The sequence below is a fragment of the Methylobacterium gregans genome (assembly GCF_022179245.1).
GTDB lineage: Bacteria > Pseudomonadota > Alphaproteobacteria > Rhizobiales > Beijerinckiaceae > Methylobacterium > Methylobacterium gregans.
This window is the reverse complement of the sequence record NZ_BPQM01000032.1, coordinates 20276-38113: the sequence shown is the minus strand read 5'-3', so window position 1 is coordinate 38113 and position 17838 is coordinate 20276. Positions and strand designations below refer to the sequence as shown.

The window sequence follows — 17838 nt, the reverse complement described above, 5'->3', positions numbered from 1 at the left end:
CCTCGATCTCGGCCGCGTCGCCCGCTTCGTCCTCACGCAGGCCATGCCGGCGCCGCCAGCTCCTCGACGCCTTGCGGGCAAAGCTGCCTCGGCCGCCGGGCCAGACTGGGCGAACCCCGAACAGGTTTCGGAGGCGGCTGCGTCCGATCGTGCTCGGGCCAAGCCCGCAGCAACGGCGAGCATGTCTCGGAACCGTGCCGGCGCGCTGAAGCGGGGCGTCGGCCAGAGCCAGGTTCAGGCCCAGGCATGAACGCGCTGCCGCCGCCTTCCCGCCGGGTGCTCGCCGATCTCGGCGGCACCTACCCAGCGCTGCGCCCCACGACCGGTATAGCCGCTTCATCGGTCCAGCGGGCTCTCGCCGAGCTGTCGAGCCTGCTGAATGCCCAGGCTACGACCTTCATGGTCCGAGATAAGGTCGAGGCCGCTTTCCTGCGTCACCGCCGCTTCGTCCGCTCCGACAGGCTCGCTGCCGTGAAGGCGCGGGACGATGCTTTGGCAGCCCGCATTGACGATACTGCCGTGCGCCTGCTGCTCGCTCCGGCCACCGACCTCATCGACCTGGCCATCAAAGTCGGCGTGCTGATTGCTTTGAGCGAGGCCGGGCCGAGCGACAGCACCGCCTTCCCCGGTGCCCATCTGCGTGCCCTCTTTGCCGACCTTCATCAGCTGAAGGATCTGGAGCGCTGATCTTCAGGGCCGCGCCTCATAGCGGCGACGCAGCATTGCCCTACAAAATCGCCAAGGACGGCCTCACGAGCCCCAAGTCACGGAGACGTGGATCGGCGCGGGCGCAATCACAGCCGCCATGGAGCGCCGATTTTGGCCACACAGGACCACATCGGAGCTGAGGTCAGCCGGTTAGGTTCAGGCCCACTCCGGTTGGGTGCGATCAACACCAGCTCACTGCTACGCCCGGCCCCGCTCTCGATCTCGATCCTCTGAACTTCGTGCATTTCAGTTCGAATGCAGTGTCGACCGCAGGCTCTGCGGCCGACCCTACCGAGGCCACCATGCCATCCAGCTGCCGTTCTACATCACGTCTGCCGCACCTGCCCGCACCCGACCTCCTCACCGTCGAGGACCGCGAGGCCCTCCTTGCCAACGGTGCCTCAACCGCTGCCGGTGCCGAGATCGACCCAGCTCCGGTCGTCAAGCTCTTCACCCCTGACGCCGCCGCGACCTGGCTGCTGACCGAGATCAACCCGACCGATCCGGACCGGGCTTTCGGGTTGTGCGACCTTGGCCTAGGCGAGCCCGAACTCGGCTACGTCAGCTTGGCCGAGTTGGCAGCATTGCGTGGCAGGCTCGGGCTACCGGTGGAGCGCGATGTCGCCTTCGTGCCTGACCGGCCGCTTTCCACCTATGCTGCTGCGGCCCGGGTGATTGGGCGTATCAGAGCGTAGGTTGGTCTTAGATCCTGCGCAAAGCTTGGCTTGGCACGGCGGCGCACGATACCGGGCGTCCATTTCCGAGCCATCATTTCGGCGCCGCGTCCCTCGAAGCGGCGGCACCTCAATCGCCCGTTCAAGGCCTGACTCGTCCCGGTCTAGCAGCGATCGGGTCGAGAGACGGGGGGGCCGACTATATGGCCCCCGCCGCTATACCGGCCGCCGGGCCGGGCCATTACGTCGGCGTCGGTGGCCATCGACTCGAACTCGGAGCCGGAGCATGCCCTTCGTCGGCACCCTTCTCTGCCTCCACACGCCTGGGCCAAGCCCCCCGTGCTAATGGACCGTGGCGCATGCTGTCCCCATGATTGCTGCGTTCCACGGGTATCGTTGTGCGATGGGGCTGCCGTCATTTCAATGCAAGATCGCAAACCCTACGCCCGCAGGATGATTTATTTTTGTAATTGGTAGAAAAGCACTTGACGATAAATTATATCAACAAAAACATCCAACTCACCACGTATCTAAGCTCGAACGTACGGCATAACTAACTCACCTCTGCCATCATTCACTCCCGTAAACCCTCTAAGAACACTGCCCCAGGCTACGGAGTTCGCGAGGCTGACAAGGCCTTAGCGCAATATCCGACTGCACCCCAAACCAGATGCCGCTGCTCCAGACCGGTTCACGGGCGCCGGCTCGCTTCGAACCCAACGGTCCCGAAGACAGGGTGATGGCTGATGCCGGAACGGAAAAGGGCATCCGTACGTCGGTCAGGCCATGCCAGCAGGCCGCGTCCACCTCATCCCTCCGGAAAACCCGCCGTGATCCGCAGACGGGCGCGGCGGGCTGGGCGGACCAGCAACGACGACATCGCTAGCGCAGGGAAGGCCTGAACCGCCACGCCCTGCGATGCATATTCCTGCCTGCCGCCCCGGCCACCGAACTGAACAATGTAAGATTTTGTGACAGTCTCCTTCGTGTACATGGCTACTGCCTTGAGCAGGCGATAAACAACACTACCTTACGGACGAAGGGGGAGACAAAACCCAACGCCGCACCTCGGCCGCTTGATTTGCCATTTCTATTAGGCGCGCCCTAATCTGTGCACAACGTATTGAAATAGAAATTGGCTGAGACACAGATAAAGCGAAAAACTTGTCTGATTATGTTATGTCTCTCACAACGTCTGCGCCGTCAAAACCGGTCTTAGCGAGAAGCCAAGCCAATGCCCAGCCATTCACTATCTACCCTGATTCAGAGCGGCCATCCTCATACACATGAGCTGCCCATCAATGGTTTTGGCACGTCCAATGAACGTCCGAGCTTCACCGATGGCGCCTCTGCATCGTCGACCCTCTCGAATTCATCACCTAGTGCCGAGCTGTCACTCCGGTCGGACCGTCTGGCTACCCGCCGGCAACAGGAGGCGGCCATCATCGGCCTACGCTCCGGCCTCTATTCGGCGGTCGACAGCCTTCGCCCGCATATCGACGCCGTATTGGCCGCCGACACCGCCCCGCCGGATCTGCGTGAGACTCTCGACCGCATCGAGCTGATGCTTGCCTACGCCCAGACCCTGGCGCGCTTCGTCCAGCACGACATCGACGGCTGCGTCGACCACGAGGTACTCGCGCCGCCAGCGGTGCGCGAGCACGGCTTCTACGGCACACTCCTGTCCGACCTCTGCGTCGGCCTCATTGAAGGCGATCCGACGGCCGGTTCGGCTGCCAAACGGCAGCTCCTGGACTATGCACAGCGCCAGCTCGCCTGGCGCCTGCACCGGCGGGTCGGCGACACAGCGACGGAGAACCAGACCTGCTCTACCTTCGGGCTGCGGGGCCTGCACCGGCTCATCGTCGAAGTCCGCGACTACGACGCCGAAGCGGTGCTGTTTGCCGTGCTCAGCCACCTCAAGCCGACGCTGTGCGGCTTCGGCCGAGGGGCGGCCCTGGAGCGGCCGCGCAGCTTCTACGCCCGCTTGGCATTGTACCGCCAGCGCTATCCCGCCTCCGTGCGGGCAGGCGTCAACGCACTGTTCTCGGGCGTCCTGGACCGCCACTACGCAGATGCCTTGGATCCGGAGGGGCCGCGCAACCGGCGAGCGGCGGACCACTGCGGTCCCACGGCATCTGGGGCCTAACGCCGCGCTCTGAACCCAGGTCGATGCGCAGCGCCAGAGGCCTACGCATCGGCTACTGAGCAGAGGTAGTTGCCCGATCCATCCGTTCCAAACGGCCTCTGACTTCGTGCGGCAGATGCTCAGGGCATTATCAGCAGGAAGCTCCGTGGCCCCAGTGCTATCTAGCCAGCTCATGTCATGTCTGCATTCGGCTTCCGCTAAGCGACAGCATCATCCATTGGAATACGCCGAACAGGGACGGCAATCTCGGCGGTCCCGGGGCAGGCGGAAGTGGCGGGGGTGGAGGCTGAGTCCCGCAGAGGTGGGTTGCCGGCAGAACCGTGCCGCCTCAAAGTTATTCAGCAGGCCTCACGCAGCTCACCTGCCGCGTCGGCCCGCTCCTGCATCCGCTCGATCTGCCCTTCCATATAGTCGATGAGCGCTCGGTGCTCCTCGCGGCCCTCTGGCAGGGTCTCGCGGTCCAGCATCAGCCGGCGGCAGTGCGCCACCATCCGATCCAGCGCCTGGACGTAGCCCGCGTCTCGCTCGGTCATCGTGCCTCCCACGCGGCCCGGAACACGACACGGCCGCGGCGGGTGCTTCCTTGCGGCTTGCAGGTTGGGATTGGGTGAACAGGCATGGCTCCGGCAACCCAACCGGCCCACAAGGCCGGAATGTTCGCGCACCTCGCCCCCGTCCCGACCTCCGGCCTCTACACCTGGCGGTCCGGCGTCGAGAGCCTAGGCCTGGCAAGCTCCGCGACCTAAGGCGCCGGGCTCAGCCTCGTTCGAGGGCGATGGAGCTGACCAGCATACCAAGGCTGAGCCAGGTACAGATCGAAACGATACGCTCGGATGGATGATGACGCCGTACGATGTCATGAACCAGCCACGCGAGTAGCAGGAGCAACCCGGCAGCCGCGAGTCCGCCGCGTTCGAACATGCGGCCAGCTGCAGTCAGGAACACTGTCACTCCTACAGTGGTGGAGACTCGGCCGAAGGGGGTCGCTTTCGGCCTGCCCTTAAAGAGTTCACCCAAGCGCACACAGCCGAGCGCCGCTGCCGCTGTCAGAATGGCGCTGGCGACGATCTCTGTCATATCTCACTGATCGTGCACCAAAGTGCGCGCTGCCTCAATGACAGGCAATCTGCCCTCACATGTTGCAATTTCGCTCGCTGCCCGTAAACCGGTATCTGGCATACCAGTCCGCCGGACCGAAGTTCCGAGCGTCTGCCCGGCGATTGGGCGTCTCTGACTTCGGTTTGGGCAAGCAAGGGACGTGCGAGGATGTCCAAGTCCGTCAGTTCCGAACAAGTCGGCACGTCGAGCGGGTTTCGGCTGTTCCGGCCGATCCTGGCGGGCGCGACCCTGCGGGAGCGCATGGTGGCCTGCCTCGGGGCGCTGGTCGGTATCACGCTGACCGGCCTGATCTGCGGCTTAGTCTTCGGCCAAGGGCCCCACATCCCGCTCATCGTCGCGCCGATGGGAGCCTCGGCGGTGCTGCTGTTCGCGGTGCCGGCAAGTCCGCTTGCCCAGCCCTGGTCCATCATCGGCGGCAACACGATCTCGGCCTTCATGGGCGTGCTCGCCGCTCACGTCATACCGGACCCGGTCATCGCTATCGGTGTCGGCGTCTCGTTGGCCATTGCGGCGATGTCTCTCACCCGCTCCCTGCACCCCCCTGGTGGCGCCGCTGCATTGACCGCGCTGATCGGCGGTCCTGCCGTCACCTCCGCGGGTTTCCTGTTCCCGCTGTTCCCGGTCTGCGTGAACTCGATCATCCTGGTCGCGCTCGGCGTCGTCTTCCACAAGATCTCACGCCGCAACTACCCGCACGTTCCCGTCGCAGCCCCGGTCAACACGCACGGAACGGCCGACCTACCCGCGCCGCTGCGGGTTGGCTTCAGGCCCGAAGACGTGGACGCCGCTCTTGTCGAGCTGCATGAGACGCTGGACATCGATCGCGCCGATCTCGACCGGCTCCTTCGTCAAGTCGAACTTCGCGCGCTTGTGCGCACCCAGGGCACTCTCACCTGTGGGGAGGTGATGTCGCGCGATGTGATCACTGTCGGGCTGGATGGTAGCGCTGAGCGGGCGCGGGAACTCCTCATCGCACACAACATCCGGACGCTTCCTGTTGTGGACGGAGCCGGCCGACTTGCCGGCACGCTTGGCCTGCGCGAGTTGACGCTGCACGGAAATGTGGGCATCGCGCAGGTGATGTCTGACGCTCAGACGGCTGAACCGGACGAGCCGGTGGTTTCGTTGGCCCCCTCGCTCACCGACGGCCGCACGCATGCGGTAGTGGTTGTCGATGATGACCGGCAGATTCTCGGGATCATCACCCAGACCGATCTGCTTGCGACTCTGACGCGCCTGCTTTCGGCTAAGGCGTTTGCGCCCCGCGAACCGGTGTCAGCTTAGGCGGCCGCCACGGCTTGAACCGAAAGGTCGGCTCGAAGGCGCAGCGCGGCATCGTGGGCGTTGGCCCGGTTGTTGCCAGTGCCTCCGTAGTCCTGGCGCAGCCAGGTCCACGGGATTGTGCCGATGCAAAGCGGACCGCTTCTCCTTCACCTGCTGCACGCCGCCTTGATGGCGTCGAGCATGATGCTGACTTGGCAGGTCTATCGCCTCCGCAAACCGAAGGCGGAGTAAGGATGGCCCGGATGGCGGGCGCTTTGAGCGCCGGCTATCAGCCGATCATGAACCGACAGGCGCCGAACCGACGCTTCCTACCTTAAGCGGCCCTCTTACCCCTGCTTACTTAGGATCCGCGCGAGGTGGTCCTCATGCTGGCGCTGGATATCCTCGTAGGTGGCGAGCAGCGCCTCTGCCTCTTCGGTCGGAATGCCAGCAGTCCGGATGCGAGTTATGGGCGCTTGTTGGTTCGCGATGTGCCGGGCACCGTCCTCGGTGTGCCGCCTGACCATCCCAAGTTTGGTTTCGCCAGCACACATCCAGCAGCATAGCAGATTTGCCTTGGTGCAATGGTGCCCGTTCGCTGCTCGCCCAGAGCCGATAAGGCAGAGACACCCTGGGCAGGCGATGAACGATCAGCGAGGGGTGAGCATTTAGTAAGCGTGGCCGGATCGGGGAAGCCGACTTGGCATGGGGCGATCCGCGCAAGCCGCTGCTTCAACCGCAAACACCCGGCCGCGGGCCACGCAGAACATCCCATGACCGCGATGCTGATGATGGCCGCTTCAGGCAGCTTGATGCAGTCACAATGAGCTGACACCCCAGGCAGTCCCCTTAACTGATTGAGGCCTGCTAGGCGCCATAAGCCGACATTGGGCCAGCAAGCGCCGAACCGCCGCTCTCGACCCTGAGCTACCGTCCGATGCACCGTCATCGATGGACACCTTACCGGTGTGAAGCGGACCTCCGGCGACCGCTGATGGATCTGCTGAATGCCTTGCAACGACACTAGGACTGGGCCAAGCATGACGACCCGCTCGTCGGGCATCCCACTCGCGAGGGCTTCGGACACCGCCTCCTCAACAAGGTGCTGTCGATGCAGACGGGTGCGGGAAATTGACGTCGCATTCGCACCGGACGGCCTGCGTGTCTCCGTCCGCGTACCGCTGCCGGCGGGCGGGGACTGATAGGTTGAGGTCGCGTCAAGCCATCCCCATCCCGGTCCTGGGTCGACTCCGCCCAAGAACCCTGCGCAGCATGCGCGAGACTTGGTCAGCCGAGTAGGGCTTCTGCAGCAGCTCGAAGCCGTGGGAGCCCTCCTGAGCCAACACGTGGCTGTAGCCCGACGCCAACACCACCGGCAGGTCCGGCAGCCAGCGCTTGAGCAGACGCGCCAACTCGATCCCGCCCATGCCCGGCATCACCACGTCCGAGAACACGACCTCGAAGCCGGCCCCGTTGGAGCCAAGCTTGTCCAGAGCCTCTTCCGCATTGGCCGCCCATGTCGTCGCGTAGCCGAGGTCCTCCAGGATCTGGGTGGCGAAGCGCCCGACCTCGACGTTGTCCTCGACCACCAGCACGCGCTGGCCCGCCCCGCCGGGCTCGATCTGCGCAGCGTCGGCGGCCTCCCCCCGCGGGGCGAGCTCGGCCTCGACCTCGGGCAGGTAGAGCGTGAAGGTCGCGCCCCGGCCGGGCTCGCTCTCCACCGAGACGTCGCCGCCCGACTGCTTTGCAAAGCCGAACACCTGCGACAGGCCGAGCCCGGTACCCTTGCCGACCTCCTTCGTCGTGAAGAACGGCTCGAAAACACGCACCAGCAGGTCGGCCGGGATGCCCGAGCCAGTGTCGTGGAGCGAGACCGCTGCGAAGGGGCCGTCGGCACCCGCATGGCCACGGATCGGCGGCAGCGGCACGCCGCAGCGCAGGCCCAGGGTCAGCGTCCCCGCGCCGTCCATGGCATCGCGGGCGTTCACCGCCATGTTGACGAGCGCCGTCTCGAACTGGCTCGCGTCCACCCGGACAAAGCACGGATGTTCGGGCACGTCGGTCACCACCTTGATGCGGGCGCCCGCGACGGTGTCGAGCAAGTCGCCAACGACGCGCAGGCGCGCGCCGACGTCGAGCGTTTCCGGCTTCAGGGGCTGGCGCCGGGCGAAGGCGAGGAGTTGGCTCGTCAGCTTGGCGGCACGGTCCACCGTATCAGAGACGGCATTGAGGTAGCGGGCCTTGCGCTCCTCGGCCAAGTCGGGCCGGCGCAGGAAGTCCACCGACGAGCGGATGATGGTCAAGAGGTTGTTGAAGTCGTGGGCCACCCCGCCTGTAAGTTAGCCGACCGCTTCAAGCTTCTGTGACTGCCGCAGTACCGCCTCCGTCTCGGCGAGCTTGGAGGTCCGCTCCTCGACCCGCTGCTCAAGCGTCGCATTCAGCGCTTCGAGCTTGGCGATGGCTCGGACACACTCGATGTGCGCCCAGGAGCGCTCCGTCACCTCCGTGATCAGTGCGAGGTCGTAGTCCGACCACGTGCGCGGGACGCGGTCGTGGATGGCCATCAGCGCGGTCAGGCGGCCGTCCTTGACCAGCGGCATGCAGATCGTGGCCGCGATGCCGATGGTCTGGAAGGTCGTCGCCTCCTCGGGCGCCAGTTCCGCGAGGTTGTCGTTGATGATGAGCGGCCGGCCTGCGCTGAGATCCCGGACGGCCCGCGTGCCGAAGTCCGCGAGGCTGTAATGACCGACGATGCTGGGCGACCGCTCGGCTGCCCAGTCGCCCCGTATGGTGAACCCGTCCTGGTCTGCGTCCATGTCGGCGTAGGCGCAGTTGGAGAGGATCAGGTGCTCGGCGACCATGCGGGTGGTCGTCGCGAGGATCTCGTCCGCATCGACGCTCTTGGCCGTCTCTTTCCCAAGCAGGTCGAGGAACCGGAGACGCGCCTCGTTGGCGCGCAGGGCCGCCTCGGCCTGCACGCGCCCCGTCGTCTCGGTGCAGGCGCAGAACATGCCCGCGACCCTGTCCTCCTCGTCGCGAACTGGAGAGTAGGAGAAGGTGAACCAGGTGAGCTCGTCGTGGCCGCGCCGGTTCATGGTCAGGGGCAGGTCCTCCGACTAGGTCGGCTCGCCAGCCAGCGCCCTATCGATGAGCGGGGCGATGTCGGACCAGATCTCGGCCCAGACGTCGTGGAAGCGGCGGCCCAGCGCTGCGGGATGTTTGTCCCCGAGGATTTCGGCGTAGGCGTCGTTGTAGAGGAAGCCGAGCTCGGGCCCGAAGGCCACAAACATCGGGAAGCGTGATGCCAGCAGAAGGCTCACGGTCGAGCGCAGGCTGGGCGGCCAGGCAGTGGGATGCCTAAGCGGCGAGTCGGACCAGTCATGGGAACGCATCAGCTCGCCCATGCGGCGGCCGCCGGCGAGGAAGGGGGGGGAACTCGGAGTTGGCGCTTTCGAGCATGCGACGTCGTTCGGTGTTGCAGGTGCGCCGGACCCACGCTCGCGCGGCATCCGGTCTCGAGATGAAACCAAAGGTTGAACAAACCTGAAGGCAGATCTCGGTAAGTTGCAAGCCGGCGTCGTCGCTGGAAGCGGCACCTCCGTGTGTCGATGCGCTGCAGGCCGCTGGTTACAAGGTGCAAGCCTTTGCGAGCGGTCAGGCCCTCCTCAGGGTGGCGAGTTCGCTGATGCCCGGTTGCGTCGTGCTTGACCTAGAGGAAGCCGGCGACCTGGTCGTCGCAAGCGAGCTGAAGGCAGCACGTGCGCACCTGCCCGTGATAGCGGTCGGCGCGAGCGGGGGCGATGTCGGCCTCCGGCGACACGCTGGTGGTCACGAAGCTCGATCGCCTCGCGCGCTCGGTGACGCACATGGGCGCCATTCTGGCCACGTTGGATGCCAAGGGCGTAGCGCTGCCAATACTGAACCTCGGCGTCGACACCGCGACGCCAACGGGCAAGCGGATGCTGAACGTGCTTACGGGCGTGGCGCAGTCCGAGAGAGAGTTGATGCTGGAGCACCAGCGCAAGGGGACCGCCAAGGCGAAGGCGGAGAGCGCCTACAACGGCCACAAGCCGGCGGTGCGCGCCAATAAGGCGGAGATTCAGGCGCTGGCCGCGATAGGCCTGAGCATGGGCGCCATCGCAACCAAGTTCGGCATCGGCAAGGGATCAGTGCACCGGGCGCTGAACCCGGGAAAGGCGGCTTGAGCCATCACCGAAGGAAACGGCGCGAGCCCATGAAGGCCGCGCCGCTCAGGTGGTCCGGGGTCTCGTCAACCGAACTACGATCAACCTAATCTACCACAGCCGCTGCTGATATACCTAAAGGACAACACCTATCAGCGGCTACTACCACCGCCGCCCTGAGGAGCCACACGCGACGGCTGCCCTGCGTTGCCGGCCGCGGAAGAGTCGTTGGAGATCGAGTCGGCAGGACGACCAGTCGGGGAATAGCTGCCTGCGGCCGGAGAGCCGGTCGCACCGGTAAGCGGCGCTGCTACGCCGGGAGTGGCCGGAGCGGGAGCGCCTGGAGCTGGCGTCAAGGCAGACTGGGCCACAGCAGCACCAGCAAACGCCACGGCCAGCGGGAGGGCAAACAGGACAGAACGCATTCAATGGCCTCGCTTAAAGTTCGAAGGCGAACGTCCGGCGAGGCGAGAGGGTTCAGTCGAGCAGGGCAGCTAATGCCACCACTGACCGAGAAAAAAGGCCACCCCCGAAGGAGCGGCCCGAAGTCTAGGGAGGAAACGCCCAAGAAGGGCTGCCGGAACGCGATGCCATCGCACTTCGACCCGTCTGGCATGCCATGTTGCGGCGCACCCTGCAATCTTTTGCAGCGCAGCAGGCACCCTGTTCGGTACATTTGTGGACCATCTGGTGCGGCAGCGCACGTGGTCGCGTCAGGCGGCGATGCACCTGACATCCGAGACGCTCGGCAACGCCTTCTAGCACTTCGATAGGGGCGATCGATCTGTACGCGCCGGTGCTGAGGATCCCGAGGCACGCCGGTGAGATCGTAGCGGGCTGTGCGTTGAGCGTGGTCGTAGGTGTGGCGATCGGGCTGGCAACGCTGCTGTGACGCACGCCACCCGCGGGGCGTCAGCTCTTGTCGGTAAGGCCGAGGCCGCGCAGCAGGTCGCCGATCGGGTCGATCTTCTGGCTGGAGGAATCAGCGATGCTTGGCTGCTGCACAGCGCTTGCCTCGTTAGCGGCCGGACGGATCAGAGCAGCTTGGCGCGTGGTGGCGTGGCGGGCCATCTTGGGGGCCTGAGAAGTCCGTGCGCTGCGGGCGGTGGTGGCCACCAGCGTCAACTCGGCCGACAGCGGCTGCACCATCGCGTAATCGGCGGAGAGCACGATCGTCGGCTCAGGCTTCATGAGCGCGGCCGTGTCGGACAGGGGCGCCGCCCGCCGCAGAGCGACGCTGCGGCTTGCCGGCGGATCGACCCAAGCCGTCGGGGCCGCCGCCACCGCGTGGCTCTTGGCAGCCGGCTGAGCCTGCCGCTCGAAGTTGCCGGGATGCAGGATACCAGCAGCGGCCATCAGGCCCAGCACGGCAATGCCCGTGGCGGCGAAGGTCGACTTAAAGTGTTCCATGCCAGCAGAACGAATAGCCAAGCTAATTGTTCCGCCCACGCTCGGCAGCCCGAACCACGTTGCCGGTTGGCACCATCAACGCTCTGTGATCGGCTAATCTTTTTCGATGACAGGAAGGCATGCCGTTGCCTGTCCGACGCACCTGGGAGCCTCACCGCTGCTTCGGTGTCGTTCGCACCGGCCGGGAAACCACAGCCTCCTGGCCGCGGTAACGGGCAGAACTGCCGATGCGCGCGGCCGGCTCTCAGCTGCCCGGTGTCCAGTCGATCTTCGGCCTCTGCGACAGGATGCGCTCGAAGTAGTTCGCCACCGCCTGCGCCCCGTCGGCGTGCATCATGGCGACCGGATGCGCGAGGTAGGCCCGCGCCAGATCGAGCGGGATTTCGCCGGCTTGGAGCGCGCCGAGCACCGCGTCGATGAAGGCGTCGTTGGCCTCGTTGAAGTCGGATGAGAGCTTCTTGCGGTCATTCAGGGCCTTGATCGACATGGCGCGGCGGCTCCTCCGAAGGGGCAGGCTCGGCGTTCGAATTGGCTGGCCGAGGTCTCTACCCTTGGCCGCTGCCCGGCATGCATCACTCGACCACACGTTCCATCGTGAGGTCGCGCGCTGCTTCCGCAACGCTTCCGCAACCCTGATGCGATCAGGGCTGCAAACCAGCTAAGTCATAGGGAGGATTTGAGCGCCAGTCTGAACAAAAAACGCATTCCCCGAAACCAGACGCTCCGCAATGCGTCCATCTCGGCCGCTCATCCGGCTCCGGCGACTTCTCCGAAGCGGACGCTGCAAAAGCTCAGCTTGCTGGTCTCAGTTGCGCCATCAGCGGACCTCCGACCGAAGACATCGGAATGGCCGCTTGGAGGCCAACAGCTGTTGTTGAGATGGAATGGTTGCTCCGACCACCATAACCGTCCTCGGCAACGAACCGCTGCCGAAGCAACACGAACAAGAACGCTCCACCGTGATCGGTGGTTGGTCCAACAGCAAGGCACTCAACAACCGCTTGAAAGCAATCCTCGGATTACTTGGCGAGATGACCGGGGGTACGGTCACGTCCGTGCTTGGCTCGATGCCGTCGGTGCAGCAAACATCTTGCCCTGGAGCAGTAAAGCCACGGTCATGATGGTAAGGCCGACGACGAGGCCGTTCGCTGCCAGGAAAAGCACCGGGGCGAGGACGGCGACCGCTCCGGCATCGCCATGGGCAACCAGGCGAACCGGGGCCGTTGCCATGGCAGTCGCGCCGAAGCTGAAGGCCCAGAGCCCAGGGACAGCGCCGGCCTTCGCGACCCACGGCGAGAGCCGGGCCAGAACCAGAACCTGGAGCAGACCGTAGCCGATCAAGGCATGCGCGAAGAGGTCCGGCGCTCCGCCCCCGACCGAGAGGTAGGCCACGGCCCCCACCGGCGCGGGCGCCAGCTGGATGCCCAGGGTCGGGCGCAACGCGACGGGCTTCTCAGGCCCGGTCAGCAGGCGGTGGAGCAGAACCGATTCCATCGCGAGCCAGGAGAACAGGCCGGCGCCGAAGGCGAGCTGACCCCAATCCTGGTAGCCCAGGGCCGACGCCCCGGTCGCCGAGACGAAGCTTCCGGCCACGGTCGGCAGGTACAGCACCGCGGTGGTGGTGCCGTGGTCCCGGCCGCCTTGCCAGAGGCCGCCCGTCCGCCAGACCGCGAAGCCGAGCGTAAATAGGAAGCCGAGGCCGAACAGGACGGTTGCGGATCCGGCCGAGTAAGGGATGAGGCCGCTCGCGACGAGCATGGTCGCCACTCCGGCGAGGCCGATGAAGCAGCACTGGACCGCATGGGCCGCCTCGACCGCCAGCTTGTCCGGGGCGAGGACGGCCTTGAGGGCATAGAGGACGACGAGCACGGCCCAGACTGCGCCGGCGAGTACGTAGACCGCCTCCCCGACGACCGTGGGCAGGTGCCAGGCGAGCACGGCCGCGCGCCAGGCCCCGCCGAGGCCGGACAGCCCCAACACGATGCCGAAGTAGGCGGCCGGCGTGTTCGCGGCGACTTCCCTAATGCGCTGCGCGAGGTGGAGGCGTGGGCCGGCGACGATAGAGACCGTGGTCATGACCGTTCTCCTGTGAGGTCGGGATGTTGTCGGGCGGGCGCTGCGCCCACCGCTTCTCGACAAGGATGATAATGGACGACGGCCCCGATCTTTATTCCTCTCTCGGCAATGGAGAGGTTCGCGACGCGATGCTTGAGGGCAGCCGCTCAGCCACCGATCTCGGCGTCTTCGAAACATGAAGAAGCGGTGGTGGAGATGGATAGGACCTGGTTCGTCACGGGCTCGTCGCGTGGCCTCGGCCGGGCCTTGGCCCAGGCCGTCGTCGCGGCGGGCGAGCGGCTCTGCGCGACGGCGCGCGACCCTGCCGCGCTCGTGGACCTCGTCGAGGCCGGCGGCGAGCGCGTGCTCGCGTTGTCTCTCGACGTCACCGACGAGGAGGCGGCGCATCGGGTAGTCGAGGCTGCCGTAGAGCGGTTCGGACGCGTCGACGTCGTCGTCAACAACGCCGGGTACGGCGACGTCGCGCCCATCGAGGACACCGACCTCGCCTCGTTCCGGGCGCAGGTCGAGACGAACCTGTTCGGGGTCGTCAACGTGACCAAGGCGGCCATTCCCCTCTTTCGGACGCAGCGCCGTGGCCACTTTCTGCAGGTCTCCTCCATCGGGGGGCGAACCGGCGCGACTGGTCGCGGCCCGTACTCGGCCGCGAAGTTCGGCGTGGAGGGGTTTTCCGAGGTTCTCGCCATCGAGATGAAGCCCTTCGGCGTGCACGTCACCATCGTGGAGCCCGGCGGCTTACGGACGGACTTCGCGGGATCGTCGACGCGCATCGCCGAAGGCAGTCCGGCTTACGCCGAGACCGTCGGCCAGGTCGCCGCCATGCAGCGGGCCTACGACGGCAAACAGCCCGGCGACCCAGAGCGCGCCGCCCGGGCGATGATGACCGTGGTCTCGGCGAAGGCCCCGCCGCTGCGTCTGGTGCTGGGTAGCGACGCCTACGCGCGGGCCGAGGCCGGCGACGAGGCGCGGCTGGCCGAGTTGCGTGCCTGGCGCGAGCTCAGCCTCTCGACCGACTTCCAACCTTGACGCCAGGTCTCCCCCGCAGATGCCCCGCTCTCACGGTCATCGAAACGCGGCAGGAATGCCAAGGACCGCACCCCCATGAAGGGGGCGCGGTCCGCGTCGCGCCTACCAGCCAGGCCCCTCAGAAGGGTCAGCGCTTCGCCACCTGCTTGTCGAGGAAGCCGCGGATGAGGGGCGCCATCTCATCCAGCTTGTCCTCTAGCGCGAAGTGGCCAGTGTCGAGGATGTGCAGCTCCGCGTCCGGCAAGTCCTTCAGGTAGGGGTGCGCCCCTTCCTCGGGGAAGATCTTGTCGTTCTTGCCCCAGACGATCAGCGTCGGCGGCTTGCGCTCGCGGAAGAATGCCTGGAATTGCGGGTAGAGCGGCACGTTCGTGCGGTAATCGTAGAATAGGTCGAGTTGGATGTCCTTGTTGCCGGGCCGGTCGAGCAGGGCCTGGTCGTGGACCCAGTTGTCCGGGCTGATCCTGGAGACGTCCCGCACGCCGTCGGTGTACTGGAAGATCGTCGTGGGGAGGGTCACCAGACCCGACAGTGCCTCGCGGCTCTTGGCCGAGCCGTCGGCCCAGTAGGCCTTGATCGGATCCCAGAACTCGCGCAACCCCTCGTCGTAGGCGTTGCCGTTCTGGACGATCAGGCCGGTCACCCAGTCGGGGTGCTTGAGGGCGAGGCGGTAGCCAACCGGCGCGCCGTAATCCATCACGTACATCGCGTAGGACTTGGCGCCGAGTTGGCCGAGCAGGCCGTCCACAAGGTCGGCGTAGTGGCCGAAGGTGTAGGCGAACTGGGTGTGGTCGGGCGCGTCGCTCTGGCCGAAGCCGGGGTAATCGGGCGCGATGACGTGGTAGTGGTCCGCGAGCGTCGGGATCAGGTTGCGGAACATGTGCGAGGAGGTCGGGAATCCGTGCAGGAGCAGCACGACCGGGCCGTCGGCCGGGCCGGCCTCGCGGTAGAAGACCTTCACGCCGTCGACCGTCGCGGAACGGTAGTGAACCGTCGCCAGTGTCTGGGCGGCGACCAGGGCCTGCTCTGCCTTGGCTTGAGGGGGAAGGACGGTGCCGGCCGTCGTGAGCATCAGGGCAAGCAGAAGGTGTTTCATCGGTGTCTCCTTTCGCGGGGGCGTCGAGGACCTCGCCGCCTCATGGAGACATCATCGGTGTTCAGCTTGCAGGCGTTAATCGGCGTCGTGTGGAAGGCATTGTTGTCGCCTGCGGAATAGATAGTATCGCTTGGTTCCGATGACCTCGGCTAGGTCGAACCGACCCGGACCGACGCCTCGCGTCGACCCTGCGCCCGCTCAGTTGAGCAGGCGGTTGGCCCGCAGCCGCGCCACGGCCAGGTCGACGAAGGTCCTCACCTTGGCCGGCGCCTGCCGCCCCTCGGGGTAGACCACATGGATGGGCAGCGGCTCCTCCTCGTAGTCGGCGAGCACGACCTGCAGGCGGCCTCCCAGCAAGGCGGAGCCGATCTGGTAGTGCAGCACCCGGGTCAGGCCCCAGCCCGCGAGCGCCGCGGCGATGCCGGCCTCGTTCGTGTTGCTCATCAGGGCGGGATGGACCGTCACGCGCTGATCCTGCGCGAACCGCCACTCCATCGAGGCCCAGGCGCCCGTGGACATGGCGACGCGGTGGTCCCTCAGGTCCTGCGGGCTCTGCGGGACGCCGTGCCGCTCGAAGTAAGCCGGTGAGCCGCAGACGACGCGGCGCACCGACCCGACCCGCGCGGCTGTAAGGCCAGAATCCGAGAGGTGGCCGATGCGCACGGCGACGTCGATGCCTTCCTCGACGATGTTCACCTGCCGGTCGACGAACAGCGTCCGTGCCGCCATGGTCGAGTAGGCGTCGAGGTAATCGGTCACGATGGGCAGCACGTGCATGTGGCCGAACAGGACCGATGCTGTCACCGTGAGGGTTCCGGACGGCGTCGCGTAGGAACCTGCGGCGGCGGCCTCGGCCTCGACGATGTCGGAAAGGATTCGCCGGCAATCCTCGTAGTAGCGGCCACCGGCCTCGGTGAGCTTCACCGAGCGCGTGGTGCGCACGAACAGCCGGGCGCCGATGGTCTCTTCCAGCGCGGCGACGGCCCGCGTCACGGCCGGCGGGCTCATGTGCATCAGGCGCGCGGTCTCCGCGAAGCTCGCCGTCTCCGCGACCTTCGCGAAGATCCGCATGGCCTGCCAGCGGTCCATGTCCCTGCTCCCCCGTCCCCAGCGGCCCGGCCATCGTGGCCTTGACGAATACAGCTGTTCGAGCATGCGCGCCGCCAAGCCGTCGCACCATGGTGAACGGCATGCCGGGCCAGGCCGCCTAGCCTTCGCGGGCGACCGTGGGATCCGGGTCCGGCGCCGCTCCGTCGCCAGCGAGCTCTACGGCGAGGCTCTCGATCTCGCGGCAGACCTCGGCGGGGATGCCTGACCAGACCGCCCGCGCACGCGCCTCGTAAAGGCGCCCGCCGTCCCGGGAGGCCGCCGCCAGGGCTAGGACCAGCGCCCGCGACGTGCGCGCGTCGAAGCTCCGGCCGCGACGCGCGGCGTCGACCTCGGCGCCGCACATCCCGAGCCCGCGGGCCTCCGCTTCCCGCCCTGGAGAAACGGGCGGGTCGCGGCCGTCCTCGGCCAGGGCGAGCGCGACGGACAGGCGCACGCGCCCGTCCAGGGTGAAGGAAGACATGGCCGCATTCCCACGCTTCGAGGGTCGGTTCAGAAGCCGAAGTGGCTGAGACCCGGATGGTCGTCGGGCCGGCGCCCCAGCGGCCAGCGGAACCGGCGCTCGGCCTCGCTGATCGGGTGTTCGTTGATGCTGGCGTGGCGGGCCCGCATCAGCCCGTCCTCGGCGAACTCCCAGTTCTCGTTGCCGTAGGCCCGGAACCACTGGCAGCTGTCGTCGCGATACTCGTAGGCGTAACGCACCGCGATGCGGTTGCCGGTGAAGGCCCAGAGCTCCTTGATCAGGCGGTAGTCGAGCTCGCGGTTCCACTTGCGGGTGAGGAAGGCCTGGACCTCCTCCCGGTTCGTGACGAACTCGGCCCTGTTCCGCCAGCGGGTGTCGGTCGTGTAGGCCAGGGCGACCTTGGCCGGATCACGGCTGTTCCAGCCGTCCTCGGCGAGGCGGACCTTCTCGATGGCGCTCTCCTCGGTGAACGGCGGCAGCGGGGGACGGGACATCGGCTTCTCCTCGGGGTTTTCGGGGTGGACGCGTGTCGGGAGGTCGGTCGGCAGGCCGGCGGGACGGGACCC

General features: G+C 66.4%; 17 protein-coding genes and 1 pseudogene. 7 read left to right on the top strand and 11 right to left on the bottom strand.

Features of this window, described 5'->3' with window-relative positions:
* From MFF54_RS08530 to MFF54_RS08515, 4 genes are all read left to right on the top strand, one after another.
* Positions 1–250, top strand: a 250-nt coding sequence (locus MFF54_RS08530; RefSeq protein WP_238302180.1) for a hypothetical protein, incomplete at its 5' end; no start/stop codon positions are given.
* The gene (locus MFF54_RS08525) at positions 247–687 is read left to right on the top strand and encodes a hypothetical protein (protein ID WP_238302179.1); all 441 of its coding nucleotides are present in this window, start codon (positions 247–249) and stop codon (positions 685–687) included. The genes MFF54_RS08530 and MFF54_RS08525, both read left to right, overlap by 4 nt.
* 323 nt (positions 688–1010) lie before the next feature.
* A complete protein-coding gene (locus MFF54_RS08520; protein WP_238302178.1) occupies positions 1011–1403 on the top strand; it encodes a DUF2958 domain-containing protein in 393 nt (130 codons plus the stop codon).
* Positions 1404–2616: 1213 nt separating this feature from the next.
* Positions 2617–3531, top strand: a complete 915-nt coding sequence (locus MFF54_RS08515; RefSeq protein ID WP_238302177.1) for a hypothetical protein — start codon at positions 2617–2619, stop codon at positions 3529–3531.
* A gap of 338 nt (positions 3532–3869) precedes the next feature.
* On the opposite strand, the gene MFF54_RS08510 is transcribed toward MFF54_RS08515, so the two are convergent.
* Together MFF54_RS08510 and MFF54_RS08505 are read right to left on the bottom strand one after the other, a co-directional pair.
* The gene (locus MFF54_RS08510; protein WP_238302176.1) at positions 3870–4064 is read right to left on the bottom strand and encodes a hypothetical protein; all 195 of its coding nucleotides are present in this window, start codon (positions 4062–4064) and stop codon (positions 3870–3872) included.
* 223 nt (positions 4065–4287) lie between these two features.
* Positions 4288–4608 carry a hypothetical protein gene (locus MFF54_RS08505; RefSeq protein ID WP_238302175.1) on the bottom strand — a complete coding sequence of 107 codons (321 nt, stop codon included), beginning with the start codon at positions 4606–4608 and terminating at the stop codon, positions 4288–4290.
* A gap of 189 nt (positions 4609–4797) precedes the next feature.
* Here MFF54_RS08505 and MFF54_RS08500 point away from each other — a divergent pair, with 189 nt between their 5' ends.
* The gene (locus MFF54_RS08500) at positions 4798–5934 is read left to right on the top strand and encodes an HPP family protein (RefSeq protein ID WP_238302174.1); all 1137 of its coding nucleotides are present in this window, start codon (positions 4798–4800) and stop codon (positions 5932–5934) included.
* A 1196-nt stretch (positions 5935–7130) separates the two neighbouring features.
* Here the strand turns inward: MFF54_RS08500 and MFF54_RS08495 are convergent.
* Together MFF54_RS08495 and MFF54_RS27965 are read right to left on the bottom strand one after the other, a co-directional pair.
* Positions 7131–8894: pseudogene (locus MFF54_RS08495) on the bottom strand (ATP-binding protein); the annotation flags it as partial.
* Positions 8895–9029: 135 nt separating this feature from the next.
* Complete coding sequence (locus MFF54_RS27965; RefSeq protein ID WP_238302173.1) at positions 9030–9317, bottom strand: hypothetical protein; 288 nt, start codon at positions 9315–9317, stop codon at positions 9030–9032.
* A gap of 396 nt (positions 9318–9713) precedes the next feature.
* Here MFF54_RS27965 and MFF54_RS08485 point away from each other — a divergent pair, with 396 nt between their 5' ends.
* Positions 9714–10118 carry a recombinase family protein gene (locus MFF54_RS08485; protein WP_238302172.1) on the top strand — a complete coding sequence of 135 codons (405 nt, stop codon included), beginning with the start codon at positions 9714–9716 and terminating at the stop codon, positions 10116–10118.
* A gap of 891 nt (positions 10119–11009) precedes the next feature.
* Here MFF54_RS08485 and MFF54_RS08480 read toward each other — a convergent pair.
* The 3 genes from MFF54_RS08480 to tehA all read right to left on the bottom strand — a co-directional run bounded on the left by MFF54_RS08480 (position 11010) and on the right by tehA (position 13583).
* The gene (locus tag MFF54_RS08480) at positions 11010–11507 is read right to left on the bottom strand and encodes a hypothetical protein (RefSeq protein WP_238302171.1); all 498 of its coding nucleotides are present in this window, start codon (positions 11505–11507) and stop codon (positions 11010–11012) included.
* A gap of 244 nt (positions 11508–11751) precedes the next feature.
* A complete protein-coding gene (locus MFF54_RS08475; protein ID WP_238302170.1) occupies positions 11752–11994 on the bottom strand; it encodes a hypothetical protein in 243 nt (80 codons plus the stop codon).
* A gap of 560 nt (positions 11995–12554) precedes the next feature.
* Entirely contained in the window at positions 12555–13583 is a 1029-nt protein-coding gene (tehA, locus tag MFF54_RS08470) for a dicarboxylate transporter/tellurite-resistance protein TehA (RefSeq protein WP_238302169.1), read from the bottom strand.
* 195 nt (positions 13584–13778) lie between these two features.
* Here tehA and MFF54_RS08465 point away from each other — a divergent pair, with 195 nt between their 5' ends.
* The gene (locus MFF54_RS08465; protein ID WP_238302168.1) at positions 13779–14609 is read left to right on the top strand and encodes an oxidoreductase; all 831 of its coding nucleotides are present in this window, start codon (positions 13779–13781) and stop codon (positions 14607–14609) included.
* 127 nt (positions 14610–14736) lie between these two features.
* Here the strand turns inward: MFF54_RS08465 and MFF54_RS08460 are convergent, their stop codons facing one another.
* The 4 genes from MFF54_RS08460 to MFF54_RS08445 form a co-directional block, all read right to left on the bottom strand.
* Positions 14737–15702 (bottom strand): alpha/beta fold hydrolase, encoded by a 966-nt coding sequence (locus MFF54_RS08460; RefSeq protein ID WP_238302167.1) that lies wholly within the window; start codon positions 15700–15702, stop codon positions 14737–14739.
* Positions 15703–15900: 198 nt separating this feature from the next.
* Positions 15901–16791 carry a LysR family transcriptional regulator gene (locus MFF54_RS08455; RefSeq protein WP_238302166.1) on the bottom strand — a complete coding sequence of 297 codons (891 nt, stop codon included), beginning with the start codon at positions 16789–16791 and terminating at the stop codon, positions 15901–15903.
* 118 nt (positions 16792–16909) lie between these two features.
* Positions 16910–17272, bottom strand: coding sequence for a hypothetical protein (locus MFF54_RS08450; RefSeq protein WP_238302165.1), 363 nt, complete (start codon positions 17270–17272; stop codon positions 16910–16912).
* Between the two features lie 29 nt (positions 17273–17301).
* The gene (locus MFF54_RS08445; protein WP_238302164.1) at positions 17302–17766 is read right to left on the bottom strand and encodes a nuclear transport factor 2 family protein; all 465 of its coding nucleotides are present in this window, start codon (positions 17764–17766) and stop codon (positions 17302–17304) included.
* Positions 17767–17838: the final 72 nt, after the last annotated feature.

What these genes read in the sequence shown, in the direction of transcription:
- MFF54_RS08525 (WP_238302179.1), top strand. Translation starts at nt 247, where the DNA reads ATGAACGCGCTGCCGCCGCCTTCCCGCCGGGTGCTCGCCGATCTCGGC.
- MFF54_RS08520 (WP_238302178.1), top strand. Translation starts at nt 1,011, where the DNA reads ATGCCATCCAGCTGCCGTTCTACATCACGTCTGCCGCACCTGCCCGCA.
- MFF54_RS08515 (WP_238302177.1), top strand. Translation starts at nt 2,617, where the DNA reads ATGCCCAGCCATTCACTATCTACCCTGATTCAGAGCGGCCATCCTCAT.
- MFF54_RS08510 (WP_238302176.1), bottom strand. Translation starts at nt 4,064, where the DNA reads ATGACCGAGCGAGACGCGGGCTACGTCCAGGCGCTGGATCGGATGGTG.
- MFF54_RS08505 (WP_238302175.1), bottom strand. Translation starts at nt 4,608, where the DNA reads ATGACAGAGATCGTCGCCAGCGCCATTCTGACAGCGGCAGCGGCGCTC.
- MFF54_RS08500 (WP_238302174.1), top strand. Translation starts at nt 4,798, where the DNA reads ATGTCCAAGTCCGTCAGTTCCGAACAAGTCGGCACGTCGAGCGGGTTT.
- MFF54_RS27965 (WP_238302173.1), bottom strand. Translation starts at nt 9,317, where the DNA reads ATGGGCGAGCTGATGCGTTCCCATGACTGGTCCGACTCGCCGCTTAGG.
- MFF54_RS08485 (WP_238302172.1), top strand. Translation starts at nt 9,714, where the DNA reads ATGTCGGCCTCCGGCGACACGCTGGTGGTCACGAAGCTCGATCGCCTC.
- MFF54_RS08480 (WP_238302171.1), bottom strand. Translation starts at nt 11,507, where the DNA reads ATGGAACACTTTAAGTCGACCTTCGCCGCCACGGGCATTGCCGTGCTG.
- MFF54_RS08475 (WP_238302170.1), bottom strand. Translation starts at nt 11,994, where the DNA reads ATGTCGATCAAGGCCCTGAATGACCGCAAGAAGCTCTCATCCGACTTC.
- tehA (WP_238302169.1), bottom strand. Translation starts at nt 13,583, where the DNA reads ATGACCACGGTCTCTATCGTCGCCGGCCCACGCCTCCACCTCGCGCAG.
- MFF54_RS08465 (WP_238302168.1), top strand. Translation starts at nt 13,779, where the DNA reads ATGGATAGGACCTGGTTCGTCACGGGCTCGTCGCGTGGCCTCGGCCGG.
- MFF54_RS08460 (WP_238302167.1), bottom strand. Translation starts at nt 15,702, where the DNA reads ATGAAACACCTTCTGCTTGCCCTGATGCTCACGACGGCCGGCACCGTC.
- MFF54_RS08455 (WP_238302166.1), bottom strand. Translation starts at nt 16,791, where the DNA reads ATGGACCGCTGGCAGGCCATGCGGATCTTCGCGAAGGTCGCGGAGACG.
- MFF54_RS08450 (WP_238302165.1), bottom strand. Translation starts at nt 17,272, where the DNA reads ATGTCTTCCTTCACCCTGGACGGGCGCGTGCGCCTGTCCGTCGCGCTC.
- MFF54_RS08445 (WP_238302164.1), bottom strand. Translation starts at nt 17,766, where the DNA reads ATGTCCCGTCCCCCGCTGCCGCCGTTCACCGAGGAGAGCGCCATCGAG.